11 protein-coding genes are annotated in these 19,679 nt (G+C 43.5%); 4 read left to right on the top strand and 7 right to left on the bottom strand.

Annotation, left to right across the window (positions count from 1 at the left end; translation table 11 throughout):
* Nucleotides 1-45 precede the first annotated feature (45 nt).
* The 5 genes from ACFFIP_RS16105 to ACFFIP_RS16085 form a co-directional block, all read right to left on the bottom strand.
* Entirely contained in the window at nt 46-429 is a 384-nt protein-coding gene (locus tag ACFFIP_RS16105; RefSeq protein ID WP_382388735.1) for a response regulator, read from the bottom strand.
* 390 nt (nt 430-819) lie between these two features.
* Nucleotides 820-3,615: an ATP-binding protein gene (locus ACFFIP_RS16100; protein ID WP_382388734.1), complete on the bottom strand. Its 2,796-nt coding sequence runs from the start codon at nt 3,613-3,615 to the stop codon at nt 820-822.
* Between the two features lie 43 nt (nt 3,616-3,658).
* Nucleotides 3,659-6,874 (bottom strand): ATP-binding protein, encoded by a 3,216-nt coding sequence (locus tag ACFFIP_RS16095; RefSeq protein ID WP_382388733.1) that lies wholly within the window; start codon nt 6,872-6,874, stop codon nt 3,659-3,661.
* Between the two features lie 16 nt (nt 6,875-6,890).
* Nucleotides 6,891-8,261: a sensor histidine kinase gene (locus ACFFIP_RS16090; RefSeq protein WP_382388732.1), complete on the bottom strand. Its 1,371-nt coding sequence runs from the start codon at nt 8,259-8,261 to the stop codon at nt 6,891-6,893.
* Between the two features lie 187 nt (nt 8,262-8,448).
* Nucleotides 8,449-9,975 carry an amidase gene (locus ACFFIP_RS16085; protein WP_382388731.1) on the bottom strand — a complete coding sequence of 509 codons (1,527 nt, stop codon included), beginning with the start codon at nt 9,973-9,975 and terminating at the stop codon, nt 8,449-8,451.
* Nucleotides 9,976-10,191: 216 nt separating this feature from the next.
* Between ACFFIP_RS16085 and ACFFIP_RS16080 the strand changes: the two genes are divergently transcribed.
* Nucleotides 10,192-11,274, top strand: a complete 1,083-nt coding sequence (locus tag ACFFIP_RS16080; RefSeq protein ID WP_382388730.1) for a serine hydrolase domain-containing protein — start codon at nt 10,192-10,194, stop codon at nt 11,272-11,274.
* Nucleotides 11,275-12,147: 873 nt separating this feature from the next.
* On the opposite strand, the gene ggt is transcribed toward ACFFIP_RS16080, so the two are convergent.
* Both ggt and ACFFIP_RS16070 read right to left on the bottom strand, forming a co-directional pair.
* On the bottom strand, nt 12,148-13,851 hold the full coding sequence (gene ggt / locus ACFFIP_RS16075; protein ID WP_382388729.1) for a gamma-glutamyltransferase: 1,704 nt from the start codon (nt 13,849-13,851) through the stop codon (nt 12,148-12,150).
* A gap of 78 nt (nt 13,852-13,929) precedes the next feature.
* Nucleotides 13,930-14,697, bottom strand: a complete 768-nt coding sequence (locus ACFFIP_RS16070) for an SDR family NAD(P)-dependent oxidoreductase (protein WP_382388728.1) — start codon at nt 14,695-14,697, stop codon at nt 13,930-13,932.
* 151 nt (nt 14,698-14,848) lie between these two features.
* Between ACFFIP_RS16070 and ACFFIP_RS16065 the strand changes: the two genes are divergently transcribed.
* The 3 genes from ACFFIP_RS16065 to ACFFIP_RS16055 are packed head-to-tail and all read left to right on the top strand — an operon-like array spanning nt 14,849 to nt 19,516.
* Nucleotides 14,849-16,654 (top strand): FAD-dependent oxidoreductase, encoded by a 1,806-nt coding sequence (locus ACFFIP_RS16065; protein ID WP_382388726.1) that lies wholly within the window; start codon nt 14,849-14,851, stop codon nt 16,652-16,654.
* Nucleotides 16,651-18,489 (top strand): 2-oxoacid:acceptor oxidoreductase subunit alpha, encoded by a 1,839-nt coding sequence (locus ACFFIP_RS16060; RefSeq protein WP_382388725.1) that lies wholly within the window; start codon nt 16,651-16,653, stop codon nt 18,487-18,489. Before ACFFIP_RS16065 ends, ACFFIP_RS16060 begins: the two co-directional genes overlap by 4 nt.
* Nucleotides 18,464-19,516, top strand: a complete 1,053-nt coding sequence (locus ACFFIP_RS16055) for a 2-oxoacid:ferredoxin oxidoreductase subunit beta (protein ID WP_382388724.1) — start codon at nt 18,464-18,466, stop codon at nt 19,514-19,516. Before ACFFIP_RS16060 ends, ACFFIP_RS16055 begins: the two co-directional genes overlap by 26 nt.
* The last annotated feature ends 163 nt before the right edge of the window (nt 19,517-19,679 follow it).

Raw genomic sequence — 19,679 nt, 5'->3', positions numbered from 1 at the left:
GCGAGCTATTATTGACTTTGTTAGCCAATACCGATGTGGATTTCTCTATTTAGAGCCGGTCAGTATTTGATGCATTTCAGCTTTAAGTACATCAAAATCAATCGGTTTGATAAAAAAACCCTTTGCGCCTCCATTGATGGCCCTATCATGATTTTCGCTGTCTCCATAGGCTGAGATCATACTTACGGAAATCTCGGGAAACTCTTTTTTTACAGTATCCAATAATTCTAGGCCAGTCATGCCAGGCATGTTGATATCGGAGAAAATATACATGATTTCGGGAGGATGATGGCTTCTTAAAAACTCCAGTGCCTCATTCCCTGAAAACGCAAATTCAACTTCGATCAAGCCGTTCTTGATTTCTTTCCTGAGCTGTTGTCTAAACAGCATTTCAACATCTCTTTCATCATCTACGATTAAAAATTTCATACTTTTTTCCTGGACGGATATTATAAATAAAACAACACCAAGCTTGTTAGTGCACATGTTTGGCTTTCATTGAGGTGTACTTTGATAAACAAGCTAATAAACCCGTTTAGCAAACATTTCCTGCTTTTGTCTTCCTTTGAAATCATTGAGAAATCCAATGAAATTCTCAGGGAACACATTAAATTACAAAGTAATCAGGTTACTTATTTAGGGTTTGTGACCATTCAGGATATTAATTGTCCCAAGCCATGGGATTTCTTCCCAAAGAAATTGGACCTGGTAGATATTCGTATTTACGTGATCAGATGAATGAGATTTGCATCACTAGATCATGTAAGCGTTAAGGTTTAAATTTCTCCAATTTGTATTGACCCAGAATAAGATTACAGACTATAATGGCAATGTGATATTAAAAGTTGTTCCCTTTTCAATAACACTTTGAACATTTATCTCTCCCCCATGTGCTTTCACGATATCATAGCTCAGACTCAAGCCCAATCCTGTTCCCTTCCCTGTTGGTTTAGTAGTGAAGAAAGGCTGGAAGATTTTGTCCTTGATGGCATCTGGGATACCTGTACCGTTGTCTTTGACGGAAACCTCGATTTTATTCCCAAGGTTTTTGGTGGAGACAGTAACCAGTGGTTTTAGACCTGCCAGGTTTTTTGTGTCGTCGCTAACGAAACCTGGCAGGTCTTTCATAGCACAGGCTTGAAAGGCATTATTGATGAGATTCAATAGAACCCTCCCCATATCCTGTGGCACCACGTTGACTTTTGGAAGAGTGGGATCAAAGTCGGTTTTAAACTCTGCATTAAAAGATTTGTCCTTTGCCCGCATACCATGATAGGCTAGCTTGAGATATTCATCCGCCAAAGCATTTATATCAGTTGCCACTTTTTCTCCAGTATTGTTTCGGCTATGGTCCAACATGCCCTTAACAATCGAGTCTGCCCGTCTCCCATGGTGAGTGATTTTTGAGAGGTTTTCTTTGATGTCGCTAAGTATCTCACTGATCAAATTCTCGTCCCTTGATTCTTGATTCTTTTTTCTTTCCTCTTCGATCTCCTCAATCAACTCCACACTCACCTCTGAAAAATTATTCACAAAATTCAACGGGTTTTGGATCTCATGGGCAATCCCTGCAGTGAGTTCACCCAAAGAAGCCATTTTTTCGGACTGGATCAGTTGGGCCTGAGCTTCCTTAAGGGTATCTAAAGTAGCGTTCAGCTGATTAAAGGATTCAGCATTTTCCAGAGCAATGGCTGTATAAAGAGCAATTGACCTGAGCATATTGACATTGTATTCTGTAAAGGCGTATTTGTTGAAACTTTGTACAGTAATGACACCAAACAGTTTTCCTTTCGACATCAAAGGCAGATAAATCAGAGAAGCAGGATTTTTACCTGCGATCGGATTAGGTATTTTTTGAAGAAAATGGGAATAATCCTTTTCCAGGTCATTAACAAGGATTTCTTTTCCGGTTGTAAAACATACTGCAGCCAATCGGTTCGGGTCACTGATAGCATTAGAATAGGGTGGCAAGGGCTGACCATTTTCATATGTAGCGGGGAAATCCAAGGATTTGGTTGTATCATGGTAAATGCCTATCCCAAATATAGAAGCGTCCATCAGGCCATTTACATTATCATACACCGTTTCGATGATTTTTTCTACTGAAAGAGAAGAAGTTACCTTCCGTCCGATTTCTCCCAAGAGCTCCACATTGTCGTATGATTTTTGAAGGATGTCTTTTTGGGTGGCTAGTTCCTTGGCTTTCTCATCAATTTCCTGCTTTTGTCTATGCAGAATGCGGTTAGCCTTTTGTTTTTGGCGGATATTGCGCAGCAACAGAAATGCTGTAATCAGGATTAGCGCCAACACAATCAGGGAACTGTAAAGAAAATTCCGTTGTAGCTTTTTTTGCTCGTTCAGCAGGGCGATTTCATCTTCTTTTTTTTCTAACTCAAAACTATGTTCTAGCAGCAGGGATTTGTTTTTGACTTCGTCATTGACCATACTGTCCCTATAACTGATGTAGTTTTGGAAAAATAAAAAGGCATTTTTGAAGTCATTCCTGCGGGCATAAGCATCAGCAAGTAACCCAGAATTATCGCGAAGGTCTTCCATGATACCCAAGTCCTGTCCCCAGCGATAACCCTCTTCACCATAATATACTGCGCTGTCCAGGTTACCTTCCTTCAGATGGGCACGTGCCAGAATCCCGTAAATCCAACCATACATTGAATTCCTTTGTATTTTGTTTGTCATGGATAGTGACTCGTAGGCTTTTTGGAAAGCTTTTGGCAGACTGTCCATGCGGACATATACGTCTGCGATGTTACTGATTGGAACCACGCTGTCTGTAGCGTTTGGAGCGTAAATTAAAGCCTTTTCATAGGCCTCAATTGCTTCTACGGGTTTATCTGAAAGCCTGTAATTCTCACCCAAACCATTATAAAGACCAGCCAAATGCCGGTTCCCAAAACCCAACTCCTGATGGAGGTCAATCAATTGACGTTGGTATTCATTGGCTTTATCATATTCCCCTATCATGATGTATACATCTCCTAGATTTGACATGCCGAAGTACTTGAACTTTGTGTCGTTCAATTCCTCTGCGAGTACCAATTCATTTACCGCATAATCCATGGCAGTAGCATAATCTCCTAATCCAAAGTAGGTACTGGCCAGGTCATTTTGAATCATTACTAGCAGTCGCTTATCATTGCGTTTTATAGCAATTTCCTCTGCTTTTAAAATCCAAGGAATTCCCTCTCTGGTATCTTTGTTTCCATAAAATCCAGACAGCCTCATATAAACCCATGCCTGTAAATATTCATCGTTGGTTTTCTTGGCGATGGTATCAGCCTGAAGGATAAAGCTTTCAACTAGGTCTAACCTGTTTTTAGGATAATACAACCTAGCTTGTGTAAGAAGTGCTAAGCCTTCTCCTCGAGGATAAGCCAGTTTTTGCGATAGTTCCAAGGCTTCATTTCCGTATCGTTCCAAGTCCTCGTTCGATAGCCTGGGCAAAGAAATACATATCTCGTTTAGGCGGTTGACACGGGCTGTATCCTGCTTGGTGTAGGTATCGAGTTGCTTTTTGAGTGCCTCGATTTCATAGGACTGTGCATGGCTTAAAATGGAGAAGAAAAGGGCCGCAATAAATAGGATCGGTTTCTTCATAAGCGTTTTCGGCAGAGGGTGGATGATGTTCATTAAGAATGGGTTATCTGTCATGCGGTAGTTCAATAGTGAATTCAGTCCCAAGTCCTTCTTCGGAATTCACAATAATATTTCCCCCATGCGCCTTTACAATATCATAGCTCAGGCTCAATCCCAATCCTGTCCCCTGTCCCGTGGGCTTGGTGGTAAAGAAGGGCTGGAAAATTTTGTCTTTGATGGATTCTGGGATACCTGGACCGTTGTCTTTGACAGAAATCTCTATTTTATCTCCAAGGTTTTTGGTGGAGACAGTGATTGTTGGCGTTAGACCTGGCAGGTTTTCAAAACCTGCTAGGTCTTTGTTCCGATCCGCACTGGCCTGAAAGGCATTGTTAATCAGATTGAGCAGCACACGACCTATATCCTGAGGCACCACGTTGACTTTTGGAAGAGTGGGATCAAAGTCGGTTTTAAACTCTGCATTGAAAGATTTGTCTTTGGCTCTCAGCCCGTGGTATGAAAGTCGGAGAAATTCGTCTGCTAAGGCATTGATATCCGTAGGTTCTTTATCACCGGCATTGTTACGGCTGTGCGCCAGCATGCCCTTGACGATGGCATCGGCACGCTTGCCGTGGTAGTTTATTTTTTCCAGATTTTGTTTGATATCGGATGAGATGGCTTTAGCTTCTTCAATAGCCCCATTTTCCAATTCCTCATTCATTTCATCAAGTAGTTCGCTGCTTAAATCCGAAAAATTATTCACAAAATTCAGTGGATTTTGAATCTCATGGGCAATCCCGGCGGTGAGTTCGCCGAGAGAGGCCATCTTTTCGGATTGGATGAGTTGGGCCTGGGTGGCCTTGAGTTCGGTCAATGATTTTTCCAATTCAGCCGTTCGTTCGTTCACCCGCTCTTCCAGGATGCGGTTTTCAGCTTGGAGTTTATGGGAGCGCCATTTGATTATTGCAGTAATGATGCCCCCTATCAATAATGCATAGAGCAGATAAGCCCACCAGGTGGCATACCAAGGTGGGAGGACCACAAAAGAATAGGAAGCCTCTTCACTGATTCTTCCCGTATGGGCCATGGCTCTTACTCTGAAGGTGTATTCTCCTGGTGACAGGTTTGTATACTCCTTGAATTTGTTGTCATTCCAATCCACCCAATCAGAATCAAATCCTTCTAGATAGGTTTGATACTTAGTTTTCTTCTCCTCCTCAAAATAAGGGGCTGCAAATTCAAAGCGGTAGGAATTCTCTTTTCGTTTTACAGCAGGCACATCCTTTTTTCTACCGTAAAAGGGCAAAGGAATCGTATCGGTCTTGGTTTCGATTCGTCGGATCAGGGTGAAAAATTCCTTATCGGTCTGATTGTCTTTTGTGGGATCGTAGCGGATCAGACCTTTGGGAGATCCAAACCACAGGATGCTGTCCTCGTCAATAAAATCTACTTGAGATAAATACGGAGCTATGGAATTGGGTCTTTCGTCCTTGACAAATTTCCCTTCAGCATTCCGTTTGAGGATATACTTCTTTTTATCTATTGATTGATACCAAAGAATCCCTGATTTGACCTGCATAAAATCATAAACATCCTTTTCAATTAAACTAAAGTCCTCCGTAGCTACAAATTTCCCCTCCTCAGGTGAATACTTCTGCATGCCCTGAGGGGAAGTCTTATAAAACTCCGCATCCATTAAGGAAAAAGAATCCGAAGCTTCTGAATCTAAAACAGTATGTTTGATGGACTGATTTCCTATGGATTCCATCCCCTTTACTTCTATTTCCAGTGCATATAGCTTTCCTTGACCACCTGTATAAATGATTCCATCCTTTCCTTCAAAAAAGTAGGTGCTGATTGGGCCTATTCCCGGAACTTTCCCCTGTAATTCCCATGGGAATTGCTTGGAAAGGCCCTTTTCGTAGAGTAGAAGCCCTGAAGTGGTTCCCACAAAAAGGATATTGGGCTTGTCTTTTGGTATAATTGCAGATACTGCTCGGCTTCCGTCTTGTGGAAAATCCAAACGAATGGCTTCCCCATCCCGAATTATATGCAAATTCCTCCCAGGAACAATTACATCATCCCCATCACCCAACAATCCTATAATTTCTATATTCTCTATTTGCGGGACTGATTTGAATTCCTTTTCAACCGCATCAAATTTGATCAAACCAGTATTGGTCCCTAAATAGAGTTCTTCCCCTTTTTTTTCGATGGAACGTACTGCTGAATTGATCCCTAAGTCTTTTGCAAAACTAAGAATCGGAGAATCTATGGCTATCCTGGCCATACCGTCCTCAGTGGTTGCCCAAAGCCCATTGTTTTTATCCAAATAAAGCCCATATACTACGTCGGAGGGTAGGCCTTGGTCAGATCCTATCCTTTTGAGTATTTCCCCTTTGGGATTCATGATCACTACTCCCCCTCCTAAGAAGCTGAGAATATAGTTCCCCTGATGAGGTATTGCATCGTAAAGTTTATTTCCTTCTTGGATCAATAGGTCTACTTCGGTCGGAAACTTCGAAAAAGTACCTTTTTCCAAAAAGTAAAACCCAATGTTCTGACCACCAAGAAGTATGGTGTTACTATTCTTTTCCTGATAGGGAAGCATTATACCTACAGCCTCTTTTCCAAAAAAAATTTCTGTACCTGGGATCAATCTTAATTCCTCACCTTCCAAGAGGAATAAACCTCGATCAACATAACGGACATAAATTTGATTGCCAACCAAAAAACTTTTTCCAAATCGTGTTTCTGACTGCCATGATTTTAGGGATTTTAAGCTGAAATCTTCCCCCAATTCCAATCTGATGAGGTAATTCGGACTTCGAAGTAGAATAAATTCATTCAAAAATAGAATTTCAACGATGGTTTGTCCTGATTTCAGTTCCTCAGGAATTAGGTGAAAGAGTGAAACTGCTCTAGCTTCACCGTTTTCGTCAACTTCTAGATAGCCAAAATCATCGCCCCCATAAAAAATTCTTCCCTTGCTGTCCTTTGTCAGACTTCTTACGGTTACATAATCCCTGATATTAAAAATAGAACGCCAAGAAACCCCGTCATATTCATACATTCCACCTATTGCTCCAAAATACATGAGCCCATCCTCACTCTGTATGGAAGCCAAAACAGATGGATATCCACCATACTCCTCAGTGGTATAAGTAGTGATAGGAAGCCTTCCAACCTGTTCGTAGATGGACTGGGCCAAGATGAATCTAGGCAAGAAGATCCACAGGAAAATGAAAAAGAGGGAAAATAAGGTTTTGGTGGTACGCATAGTCATTGTTTAAAAGTCAAATCGGTAAACTTATATTAAATGTGGTTCCTAGTCCTTCTTGGGATTCCACACTAATCTCCCCCCCATGCGCCTTCACGATATCATAGCTCAGACTTAATCCCAAGCCAGTTCCCTGTCCTGTAGGTTTGGTGGTAAAAAAGGGCTGGAATATTTTATCCTTGATGGCATCTGGGATACCTGGACCGTTGTCTTTGACGGAAATCTCGATTTTATCCCCAAGGTTTTTGGTGGAGACAGTGACTGTTGGCGTTAGACCTGGCAGGTTTTCAAAACCTGCCAGGTCTTTGTTCCTATCCGCACAAGCCTGAAATGCATTGTTGATCAGATTCAGCAGTACCCTACTGATCTCCTGTGGCACCACATTGACTTTGGGGAGAGTGAGATCAAAGTCGGTTTTAAAGTCTGCATTGAAGCTTTTATCCTTTGCCCTAAGACCATGAAAGGACATTCTGAGGTACTCATCAGCCAGGGCATTGATATCAGTCAGCTCCTTTATTCCGGCATCGGATCGGCTATGTGCCAACATGCCCTTGACAATACCATCTGCCCGCTTTCCGTGATGCTGAATCTTTTCTAAGTTCTGCCTTATATCCTCCAATATCTCATCCTCCTCGGTCTTGGGTCTTGAGTCTTGGGTCTTGAGTCTTAATTCTCGTATCTCCTCCACCAGCTCCACACTCACCTCTGAAAAATTATTTACAAAATTCAAGGGATTCTGAATCTCATGGGCGATACCTGCTGTGAGTTCGCCGAGTGAGGCCATCTTTTCCGCATGGATCAATTGGGATTGGGTTGCCTTAAGTTCTTGGAGTGCCTTCTCTAATTCTTCTTTTTGCTTCCTTAGTTCAGCGGTTCTTTCTGCAACTTGTATTTCAAGTTGGGCTTTCAAAGCTTCTGTGATCCTGAATTCTTTCTCTCTTTCTTCTGCTTTTTTCCGTTCTGCTTCTAAGGCCTTTCTTTGTTTACGGGCATTGTACCACATGGAGATTGCCCACACGATGGCCAGAAAATTGGCCAATTCAAAATAGCTTTCCCTCTTATTGAAAAAATCAGGACTGATAAATGACACCACATCACCGATAATGGAGGTGGCGATCAATGGTAGAACGGCATAAACCCAAGTCCTAACGACACTGAGTTCAGGCAACTTGAAAACGCCATATACGATGATACCGATCAGTGCAATAGAGAGTATTTTGGGGAAAGTATTCCCAAAAATACTGCTTGAATCAATGAAAAATAGGACAATGGAAACGAATAGACCTATATGAACCCATTTTTTCCAATGCAAAGGGATTTCACCTTTGATCACTCTATTGCGTATGGTGAGGATTAAAATAAAAGCGATGAGGTTCTCCAATGACATAGGAAAGGGCTTTGGTTAAAAAACGCTGGTCTAAAATACAATAAAAAAATGCATTTATTTCAAAATATTATTGATTGGCAATATAAAATATTGCATAACCGAAAAAAGATAAAACCGTCAAAACACCAATTGATTAAACTTAGACGTAATTTCAATTTTCAAATACCTGGATTTAACATCTGATGGCTTAAAAAGGCGGTTTTCGGTGCTTAGTGTGCTGTTCATAGGCATAGGCCAATCGGATCAAAATGGGCTCTGCATACATCCTTCCCAAAAATTGAATACCGGCAGGAAGATTTCCGGAAGTAAAGCCTATTGGAACCGTGAAGGCTGGCTGGCCGGTGTGTGGAGCAATGACCTGACTGTTGTCCCCCTTATACTCTTCCTGAAAATTGGCAATTGTGGCAGGAGCATTGTTCCAGGAAGGATAGATCAAGGCATCCAGATTCAGCTCATCCATGGCTTTTTCTATAGCTTCTCTAAACGCAATTCTTTTTTCATCTGTATAGGCATCGCCACAACCGATTTCAGGGCTTCCCCACCTTCCTGAATTGGTCAGGAAGGTTTCCAATCTAATTTTGGCAAAATCCGAGGCTGTCCCGATTGCAATCACCTCTTCCAATGTTTTGGGCGTTTGAGGGTTTCCGTATTCAGCTAAAAATGTTTCTAGGTCTTCCTTGAAAGTAGCACACCATTGGTCCTGTCGGAGGCTATCAAAATCCTGTACCAGCACGGAATCAATGATCGTCGCTCCCATACTTTGCATATCCAAGATGGCCTGTTCGAAAAGGGCCTTGATCTCTGGATCAGGATTGTTTTCGCTGAGTGTCCTGAATACTCCGATTCTTGCTCCTGTCAAGCCCTCCTTGTCGAGGAATTGGGTGTAGTTTTCCGGGATTTTCCCCTGAGCATGGCCGGTGATGGGGTCCTGAGGATCAAAAGCAGCCATTACTTCCAATACTTTTACTGCATCTTCTACTGTTCTGCACATAGGCCCCACCACATCATTTCTCAAATAAAGCGGCACTATACCCTCTCTGCTGATCAGGCCCAAGGTTGTCCTGAATCCCACAAGGGCATTGTGGGAAGAAGGGCCTCTAATGGAATTTCCGGTATCTGTTCCCAATCCTATTGTGCCAAAATTAGCAGCCATAGCTGCACCCGTACCACCGCTGGAACCAGCGGGAACATGGTCTAAGTTGTAGGGGTTTCTGGTGATGCCTGCAGTGGAACTATGGCTGTGCATAGGGCTAAAGGCCCATTCCGCCATATTGGATTTGGCAATGACTATGGCACCGGCTTGGATAAGCCTTTTGATGATGAAAGCGTCTTCTTTAGGATAGAAATCTTTAAGGGCCAGCGAGCCGGCAGTTGTGGGTAGGTCTTTGGTATTGATGTTGTCTTTGACGATCAAAGGAATACCATGTAGCGGGCGTAAAGTCTTTGTTTCCTGATATTCCTGATCCAAATTTTTGGCAATTTCTAAGGCTTCCGGATTGATGAACGTGATCGCATTGATGGAGGAATCCATCTGGGAAATCCTTTCCAGATAAGCGCTGACAAGTTGTTCACTGGTATAGTCCCCATTTTGATAGGCCTGATGGATTTTGGAAATAGTCAGCTCACTTACCTCAATATCTGCCTGCTTTTCGCCTTGACAGGCAAAAAATAGAGCAGTCAAGAGCATGAGGTTGAATTTTTTAAATGCTTGCATGGGCTTCATCTGAAAGGTCAAGGGAATTGGAATATTAAATATAGAAAAAACCCTAAACATTTTTGGACACCCGATTAGGTTGAGGATTCACTATTTATATTGATCATCAAATAAAGGTTGATAAATGAAAAGCTGGTGTTGCTGTTTTCTAATTCCGTTGATATTCAGTAATTTTTGAATTCTTGTTTGGCTTACTCTCTTAGACTTATTGAACTTATGAAAAAATCACTGTCCTTTTTGCTCCTGCTTTTCACATTTCAGGTTCCTGCCTTCGCCCAATTGGATAAGGTAGAACAGGCTTTTACCAAAGCCGCGGAAGAAGGTTTCTCGGGGGTGGTGGTGCTGAGTGAAGGAGGGGAAGTGGTTTTTGAGAAAGCGGCAGGTTACAGAGAGTTTGAGTCAGGCACACCCTTGCTCATCTCTGATATTTTTGAGATGGCCTCCATTACGAAGCAGTTTACAGCAATGATGGTCATGATGTGTCAGGAAAAGGGCCTGCTGGATTATGGGGACCTCGCCGATCAGTACCTGGATATTCCTTACAAGGGAGTAAGCATACGGCAGTTGCTCAGCCATACCAACGGTTTACCGGACTATCAGGCTGTGATGGATCAACATTGGGATAAAAGCAAGGTGGCCGGCAACGAAGACATCTTGGAATACCTTAGAAAATTCCACCCGCCTATGTTGGCCCAGCCTGGCGAAAAGTATGAATATAGCAATACTGGCTATGTTTTTCTGGCCAGTATCGTGGAGAAAGTGACAGGACGTGATTTTATTGAGTTGAGCAGGGAGTGGATTTTTGAACCTTTGGGTTTATCAAACACGGATATCAGGACTTTGGAGGAAAAAGCCATGGTCAAGAACTTTGCTGCCGGACATTCTCTGGATGAAAAAGGGATTTATATCAATGCCAATAAATTCCATTCCTCTGACTATACAGTTTGGTTAGGCAATAGGAAAGGACCGGGAAGGATCAGTTCCAATGTGCATGATTTGCTGAACTGGGACAGTGCATTAAAAGCCAATAGGATTGTATCGGGCATGACGCTAGATCAGGCTTTTTCTCCAACACTGTTGAACGATGGATCATTAAGCTATTATGGCTTTGGCTGGGATGTTGACAAATATCCACAATTGGGTAAAACTGTCTCCCATACCGGCAGTAATCCCGGTTATAGGAATCTTATCGTCAGGGCACTGGATAAAGACATTACTTTTATCATGTTGAACAACAATGAACACCCTTCAAGGGAGGCATTGGAGCGTTCTATTATTGAAGCGATGGCGAATTGGTGATTCTTTTTTTGAACCATTTAGGAGTTTAGGGCATTCAGAGATTCATTAATAAGGGGGGTGAAATTCGGATGTCGAAAGTGGGATTTCGGGAAAGAGTAAGAGCCAAGGCAAAAGGAAAAAGTAAAAAGGTTGGAGTTTTGAAAAGTTTGGGAGATGGGTTCTGTGGGAGGAGGATTTTTAGATCCGCGAATTCGAAGACATTTTCAAAGTAACGTTAAGTAGCTAACTTTAGATAAGCGGTGGTGAGTATTAAAAGAATCTCATAACATTGAAACCTGAATCGACTAAGTAGGCAGGGCGGGAGTGACGACGGACCGGGCCTGCCTTGATGGTTATGGCAGACAGGCCGGCTCCGGCCTTGCGGGCTGATAGGATTCCTTCGTCTTGACTTTTTTGGTTACTTTTTGTGTCAAAGCCTGCCCCGATTCTTTTGGGGACAAAAAGTGACAAAGAGATAATGTTAAATATCTACTAAGTCGGGTTAAATTATATTCTATGTTTTGATGCCAATTAAGGTTAAGTTAGATGGAATTACACAAATTAGTTTTTTCTGCAATTAGGTTGAAATGAATGTTTGAAGATTTTTGTATATCATGGCTTCTTAGGGAAATGAATTATGTGCGAAGCTTTAGAATTTACACGAATTCCTATGCTGATTGAGATTAAGGAAGTCCGGTAATTAGACTTACTTAAATGGAGTCGACCGTTTTGTTCAATTTCTTCTCGTTGGGTACTTTGCGAGAATTAAAACTTTTTGGTTTTACGCCAGGACCTCCAAGACATTCCCTTAATGAACATCTTAATGCCCTAAACTCCTTAATGTTTCAAAATCCAACATCCCTACTTCCGACATCAAACATCCAACATCCCACATCAATATCCCACAGCTGCGCCTTCTTTGCTGGAGGATTCTGAAGCGCCTACATAGGCTTTGAGTATTGGGTCATAGGTGATCCCCATCAATACACCAAGATTGTTGACTGGCCGAAGCTTGTGTCCCATTTTTTCCAATGCCTGCCTGGTATCTGGTGACATCAGGTGCCGCTCATACCGGATTTCATCTGGCAGCCATTGGTGATGTATTTTCATAGCTTCTATAGCCTTGTCTATGCGCATATTGTACTCCAATACATTCAGGACTGTTTGGAAAACGGTATTGATGATGGTTCTTCCCCCCGGGCTACCGATGACCAAATAGGGTTTGCCATCCTTGCCCACAATCGTAGGGGTCATGCTGGACAGCATCCTTTTTTCCGGAACGATTTGGTTTGGATCACTGCCGATCTGTCCTTTGGAAGTAGTGATGCCGGGTTGGGGATTAAAATCCCCCATTTCATTGTTGAAAATAAAACCTAATTTGGAGGAACCCATGCCTACGCCATAGGAATGTTCCAGTGTGTAAGTAAGTGATACCGCATTGCCATCCTTATCCACTACTGAAAAATGGGTGGTACTACTGCCATCATATAGCTGCCCAAACCTGCTGGAATCACTAGCCGAGGCCTTGGTCATATCCATGTTTTCCAATCTCATTTGGGCAAATTCTTTGGAGATCAACCTGTCCACAGGCATTTCCGGGTTGAAATCAGGATCACCCAAGTGCTCAGCCCTGTCAGCAAAAGCCCTGCGCATGGCTTCAGCTACCAGGTGAACATAGGCGGTAGAATTGAACTCAATGCTGGACAAATCTGCCAGTTCCATCAGGTTCATCATTTCGATTAGGGCCACACCACCCGAACTCGGCGGAGGCATGGAGTAAATATCGAAACCTTTGTAACTCCCTTTGAGCGGCTGCCTTTCTACTGCAGTATATTTCTCCAAGTCCTTTTTCGTAATCAGCCCTCCATTGGCTTTCATATAGGATTCAATTTCATCTGCCACAGGACCTTTATAAAAACCATCATGGCCATGGTCCCTAATCAAGCTTAAAGTGTTGCCTAAAGCAGGTTGCCTCCAGATTTCTCCGGGTTGGATGATGTCACCATTTTCATTTCTGAAATAATTGGTCATGATATCAAAAGACTCATCCCATTCGGCCAGGTTTAAAGCTACCTGATACAGCCCCCATGGCATGGGGAAACCCTCAATAGCCAGGTTCACTGAAGGTTGCACTAAATCCTTCCATGGAAGTTTACCATATCGCTGATGGGCCAAATACAGACCCGCCACCGTTCCCGGCACTCCAACTGCTTTCAGGCCTTGATGATTTGAATTTTCAACCAAGTTTCCTTCAGTATCCAAAAACATATCTGGACTGGCATTGAGGGGTGCTTTTTCCCTGAAGTCAAAGGTGGTGACTTCGCCATTTGCCTTCATGAGTACGATAAATCCCCCACCTCCTATATTACCGGCCTCAGGATGGGTGACTGCTAGGGCAAAGGCTGTAGCAATACTCGCATCAATCGCATTGCCGCCTTTTTTCATGATGTCAATCCCTACCTGTGAAGCCAATACATTGTCGGAGACTACCATGCCGTTTTTGCCATAAGTGACCTGGGCATTGGCTGGAGCATTGAAATATTGGAGTATTCCTAAAATCAGGAAGGCCAAAAAGGAGGATCGTAGAAGCATATTCATATTGGGGATTTTTTTGTCGAAATTCTAAATCTTGTCTTGCAAGAAAGGTATGTTTTTTAGATTGATCATTTTTGCTTTTCAGCCTTTTGCCATGATGCCCCCATCGATGGTGAAGACACTTCCTGTAATCCAGGAGGCATCATCGGAGGCGAGGAAAAGCGAGAGTTTGGCGATATCTTCCGGTTGCCCCAGTCTTTTGAGCAGGGTGTTTTGACCAGCATTCTCTACAGCTTTGGCGGGATCGGGGAAGGCTACAGCGGAATCATGTATAAAGGGCGTGTCCACTGGGCCTGGGCAAATGGTATTGATCCGGATGGTTGGACCATATTCTACCGCAGCCTGCTTGGCCAAGGCTACTAAGGCAGCTTTGGAGGCACAGTACGCTGGGTGGTTGGGAAATGTTTTGAAAGCAGCGATGGAGGAGTTGATGACAACAGAAGCAGAAGATCTTTTGAGCATTTCAGGTATGGCGAACTTCAAAAGGTAGTACACTGCATCCACGTTGACGCTAAATGTTTTATGCCAGAGTTCGGGGTCGACCTCTGTTATCGAGCCGAGTCCAAGAATTCCTGCATTGGTGATGACACCATCCAATTGGCCATAAGTTTTGACCGCTAAATCCACCAGTTTCCTGTTGTAGTCCATGTCCCCCACATCACCTGGAAGAAAAACGGCATTTCCTTCAGCCACCTGAATTTCATTTTCGATTTCCTGTCCTCTTAGGTAGTCTCTGCCGCTCAAAACCAGGTTGGCACCTTCACCTGCAAAAGCCAAAGCAGTTGCTCTTCCCATCCCACTGCTTGCGCCTGTAATGATATATGTTTTATGGAATAGTTTATTTCTCATCTTTTTGCTGTTTTCCTTTGCTGCATTTCGAAAAAATAAATGTCGTCAAAATTAATTAGATTTTTCTCATGAAATAATCAACATTAAATTCTGAAAATCATTAGATTTAAGTACCTAAGACACCATTGGTGATTTTAACCCCAGCATAACCATGAAGCCTACCAATACCCAAGATCCGGAATACTACCACAAGGTAGTGGATTGTCAATATGCCTGTCCTGCACATACTCCGGTACCAGAATACATCCGTCTGATCGCTGCAGAAAAATTCACTGAAGCCTATATCGTCAATTGGGAATCCAACGTATTCCCTGGCGTGCTTGGCCGTACCTGTGACCGTCCCTGTGAACCTGCCTGCCGCAGGGTAAGGGTGGAAGAGGAGCCGGTAGCTATATGTAGGTTAAAAAGAGTGGCGGCGGACAACAAAGGGGATGTCAGACAATTTATGCCGCAAGGTCCATTCAAATCCAATGGTAAAAAGGTAGCACTAATAGGAGGAGGTCCGGCTTCCCTGACAGTGGCCAGAGATTTGGCACCATTGGGATATGAAGTTCATTTATTCGATGAACAGATCGCTGGAGGAGGCATGATGCGCAGCCAGATTCCTTCTTTCAGATTGCCAGAAGAAGTGTTGAATGAGGAGGTTAATTTCATTTTGGACATGGGGATACACACCCAGTTTTTGACTTACGTGGATAGTTTGAAAGGAGTCTTAAGTAAGGGCTATGATGCTGTTTTTGTTGGTACCGGGGCTCCCAGAGGAAGAGATCTTCCCAAATTACCGGGAAGAAAAGAAGGGGATAAATTCATCCATATCGGTATTGAATGGTTGGCCAATGTAGCCTTTGAACACACCAAGTCCATATCTGAGAAAGTGATTGTTTTGGGAGGAGGAAATACAGCGATGGACTGTTGCAGGACATCCAGAAGGTTGGGTGGAAAAGAGGTCAAGGTAGTCGTCAGAAGTCCATTTGATGAGATGAAGGCCTCTCCTTGGGAGAAAGAAGATGCCCTACATGAGGATATTCAGATCATTGATAACCATGTGCCTTTGAGTTTTGAAGTGGCCAATGGCAAACTTATCGGGATGAAATTTCAGAAAGTGAAAGCCGTATATGATGAAAAGGGCAAAAGACAGCTATTGCCAACAGATGAAGCGGATGTCTTTATTCCAGCAGATGAAGTGCTGATCGCCATTGGTCAGGAAAACAGCTTCCCTTGGATAGAAAGAGATCTGGGGCTGGAGTTTGACCAATGGGGCATGCCGGTAGTGGATGAACTGACTTTTCAATCTACATTGCCCAAGGTGTTTTTTGGAGGAGATGCTGCCTTTGGGCCCAAAAACGTCATCACAGCAGTAGCACAGGGTCATCAGGCTGCCGTATCAATCCACCTGTATTGTCAGGGTGAAGATCAGAGAAAAAGGCCTTCGCCCTATACCAATTTGGTCAGTCAGAAAATGGGGATCCATGAGTGGAGCTATGATAGTGGGGTAGCGATTGATCATCGTTATGCGGTGCCTCAGGCAGAAAAAGTCCTGACCCTGAAGGACAGGAAAAAAGAGGTGGAGTTGGGTTTTGATGTGGCTACTGCCTACAAGGAAACCCAAAGGTGTCTGAACTGCGATGTGCAGACTGTCTTCACTGCAGACCGTTGTATTGAGTGTGATGCCTGTATGGATGTCTGTCCTACTTCCTGCATCACTTTTACAGTAAATGCAGAGGAGCCGGAATTGAGGCAAAATCTGCTTGTTCCTGCGGAAAATTTAGATCAGGACCTATTGGTTTCCAAAGAACTGAAAACTGGCCGCGTAATGGTCAAAGACGAGGATGTCTGTCTGCATTGCGGCCTGTGTGCAGAGCGCTGTCCCACTTCAGCCTGGGATATGCAAAAGTACCTTTACTCCGTGACCAAAGCTTATCAAATGCCAGCACCCCTTCCCCTTATAGAAAAATGAAGAAAGCCGTAAATGATTTCATCGTCCGATTTGCCAATGTCAATGGGACCGGATCTGCGAGCGCCAATTACCTGTTTGCCAAGACCATCTTTAGAATGGGTATTCCCGTGACGCCTAAAAATATTTTTCCCTCCAATATTCAGGGTTTACCCACTTGGTACGAAGTGAGGGTCAGTGAAAAAGGATATTTGGGGAGACGTGAGGGAATTGACCTGATGGTCAGCGTCAATCCCCAAAGCATGGCACAGGATGTCAAAAATGTAAAATCTGGTGGGTATTTCATGTATGACAGTACCAAAAAACTCCCTGATGCCTATTTGAGAGAGGATATCCACTATTTGGGGATTCCTATGATGGAAATGTCGAATCAGGCATTTTCTGACCCAAGAAAACGGCAATTGCTCAAAAACATCATTTATGTTGGTGCTTTGGCAAAATTGCTCCAAATGGAAGAGGATGAAATCAAGCAGTTGATCACCGAGCAATTTGAAGGAAAGGCCCAGTTGATTGATGCAAATATGGAGGCACTTCATCTAGGGATGGACTATGTGGAAAAACATTTTGACTATCCGCTGCCTTTCCATTTGGAGAGAAGGGATTTGATCAGAGACAAGATAATTGTGGATGGCAATACAGCCTGTGGGCTTGGAGCCGTCTATGGCGGTGCTACCGTCATGGCCTGGTATCCGATTACCCCCTCTACTTCAGTGGCAGAGGCATTCGAACATTATTGTGAAATGTACCGGGTCGATCCCGAGACTGGGGAACATAAATTTGCCATCATACAAGCCGAGGATGAACTGGCCGCCATGGGCATGGTCATAGGTGCCAATTGGAATGGTGCCAGGGCATTTACAGCAACCAGCGGACCGGGTGTTTCCTTGATGAATGAATTCTTAGGTTTGGCCTACTTTGCCGAAGTTCCGGCTGTGCTGATTGATGTGCAGCGGGCAGGTCCCAGTACGGGCATGCCTACCCGCACCCAACAACCAGATTTGCTTTTGGCTGCTTATGCTTCCCATGGAGATACGAAGCATGTATTACTGATCCCTTCCAGTCCAAAGGAATGTTTTGAGTTGACAGCAATGAGTTTTGACCTGGCAGAGAGGCTGCAGACACCGATTATGGTGATGACAGATCTGGATCTTGGCATGAACGATCATGTCTCTGAACCTTTTCACTGGGATGACAAAAAGCAGTATGACAGGGGTAAAGTGCTCTCTGCTGAAGAATTGGAAAATGTAGGGAAATTTGGACGATACCTGGATGTGGATGGGGACGGGATTCCATACCGGACCTATCCAGGTACTCACCCTACCAAAGGGTCCTTTTTTACCCGAGGAACTTCCAAGGACGAATATGCTGCTTACACGGAAGATGGAGCTGCTTACAAACGCAATATGGACAGACTGCTTAAAAAGTGGGATACCGCCAAAAAACTGGTTCCTCTTCCACAACTTTACCAGCAAGAAAATACATCCGAATTGGGAATTTTGTTCTTTGGGACCTCCCAATTTTCTGCCGAAGAGGCAAAGGACTTATTGCAGGAAGAAGGATTGATTGTGGATGCGATCAGAATTAAGGCCTTTCCTTTTGGGAAAGAGGTAGTAGATTTCATCGAATCCCATCGGTTGGTTTTTGTCATAGAACAAAACCGAGACGCCCAGATGCGCAGTATGATCATCATGGAAATGGGTGTCAACCCTGCCAAACTACTACCTATATTGAATTACGATGGGATGCCGATCACTGCAGATGCCATCAAAAATCAAATTACACACCATTTAACCCTAGAAAAATCCCAGCCCCATGAGTTATCTAAAACCACTCTTTAGACATCCCAAATTACCCAAAAACAAACTGGGATATACCCTCAAAGAATACGAGGGTTCCTTGTCCACACTATGTGCAGGCTGTGGGCATGACAGTATCAGTGCAGCCATAGTACAGGCCTGCTATGAGATGTCCGTGGAGCCGCATAAAGTAGCCAAGGTATCTGGAATAGGATGCTCCTCCAAGACTCCCACCTATTTTCTGGGTAATTCCCATGGCTTTAACTCCGTACATGGCAGGATGCCTTCCGTAGCCACAGGAGCGAGCATGGCCAATAAGGATATGGTGTACTTCGGGGTTTCAGGGGATGGTGATTCCGCCTCAATTGGCATGGGGCAGTTTGTACATGTGATCCGTAGAAATCTCAATATGGTCTACATCGTCATGAACAATGGCTGCTATGGTCTGACCAAAGGACAGGATTCCGCTACCGCCGATCAGGGCTCAAAAAGCAAGGCTGGCCATATCAATCCTTTTCAGGCCATTGACCTGGCCAGTATGGCGATTGAATTGGGGGCCTCATTTGTGGCCCAAAGCTTCAGTGGGGACAAACAACAGCTGGTGCCCTTGATCAAGGCCGCTATGCAACATAAAGGTTTTGCCTTTCTGAATGTCATTTCTCCCTGCGTAACCTTTAACAACAATCCGGGGTCCACCAAATCCTATGACTATGTCAGGCAGCATATCGAATCCACCTCAGTACTGGATTTTGTGCCTGAGATGCCTGAAATCACAGCTAACTATAAAAAAGGGAAAACTACCAAGATAGCTCTTCATGACGGTTCACAGTTGCAATTGAATAAACTGGCTTTGGACTGGGATCCGGAAGATAGGATTTCAGCGGTGAATGCCCTGCAACAGGCACGTGCCAAGGATGAGATCCTGACCGGGCTTTTATATGTCAACTCCACCTGGAAAGACCTTCATGGGGTATTAAATACGTACCACAAGCCTTTGAATAAATTGACGGAAAAGGATCTATGCCCTGGTGAACAAAATCTCGAAGAAATTAATAAGGGCTTTAGGTAATTTTAAATAAACCGATTCTATTTGTTACAGTTGATATTTTGAAAAGACATAAAACCTGTTCTATATAAAGAGCAGGTTTTTTTGTTGGAATTACAGTCATAGCTTTATCCTATTTATAAAAAAATGAATATCTTAGTTTTGAATTCAACAATGAGCAATCTGA

The sequence above is a fragment of the Fontibacter flavus genome (assembly GCF_042432905.1).
GTDB lineage: Bacteria > Bacteroidota > Bacteroidia > Cytophagales > Cyclobacteriaceae > Fontibacter > Fontibacter flavus.
This window is presented reverse-complemented; position numbering and strand designations above follow the sequence as displayed.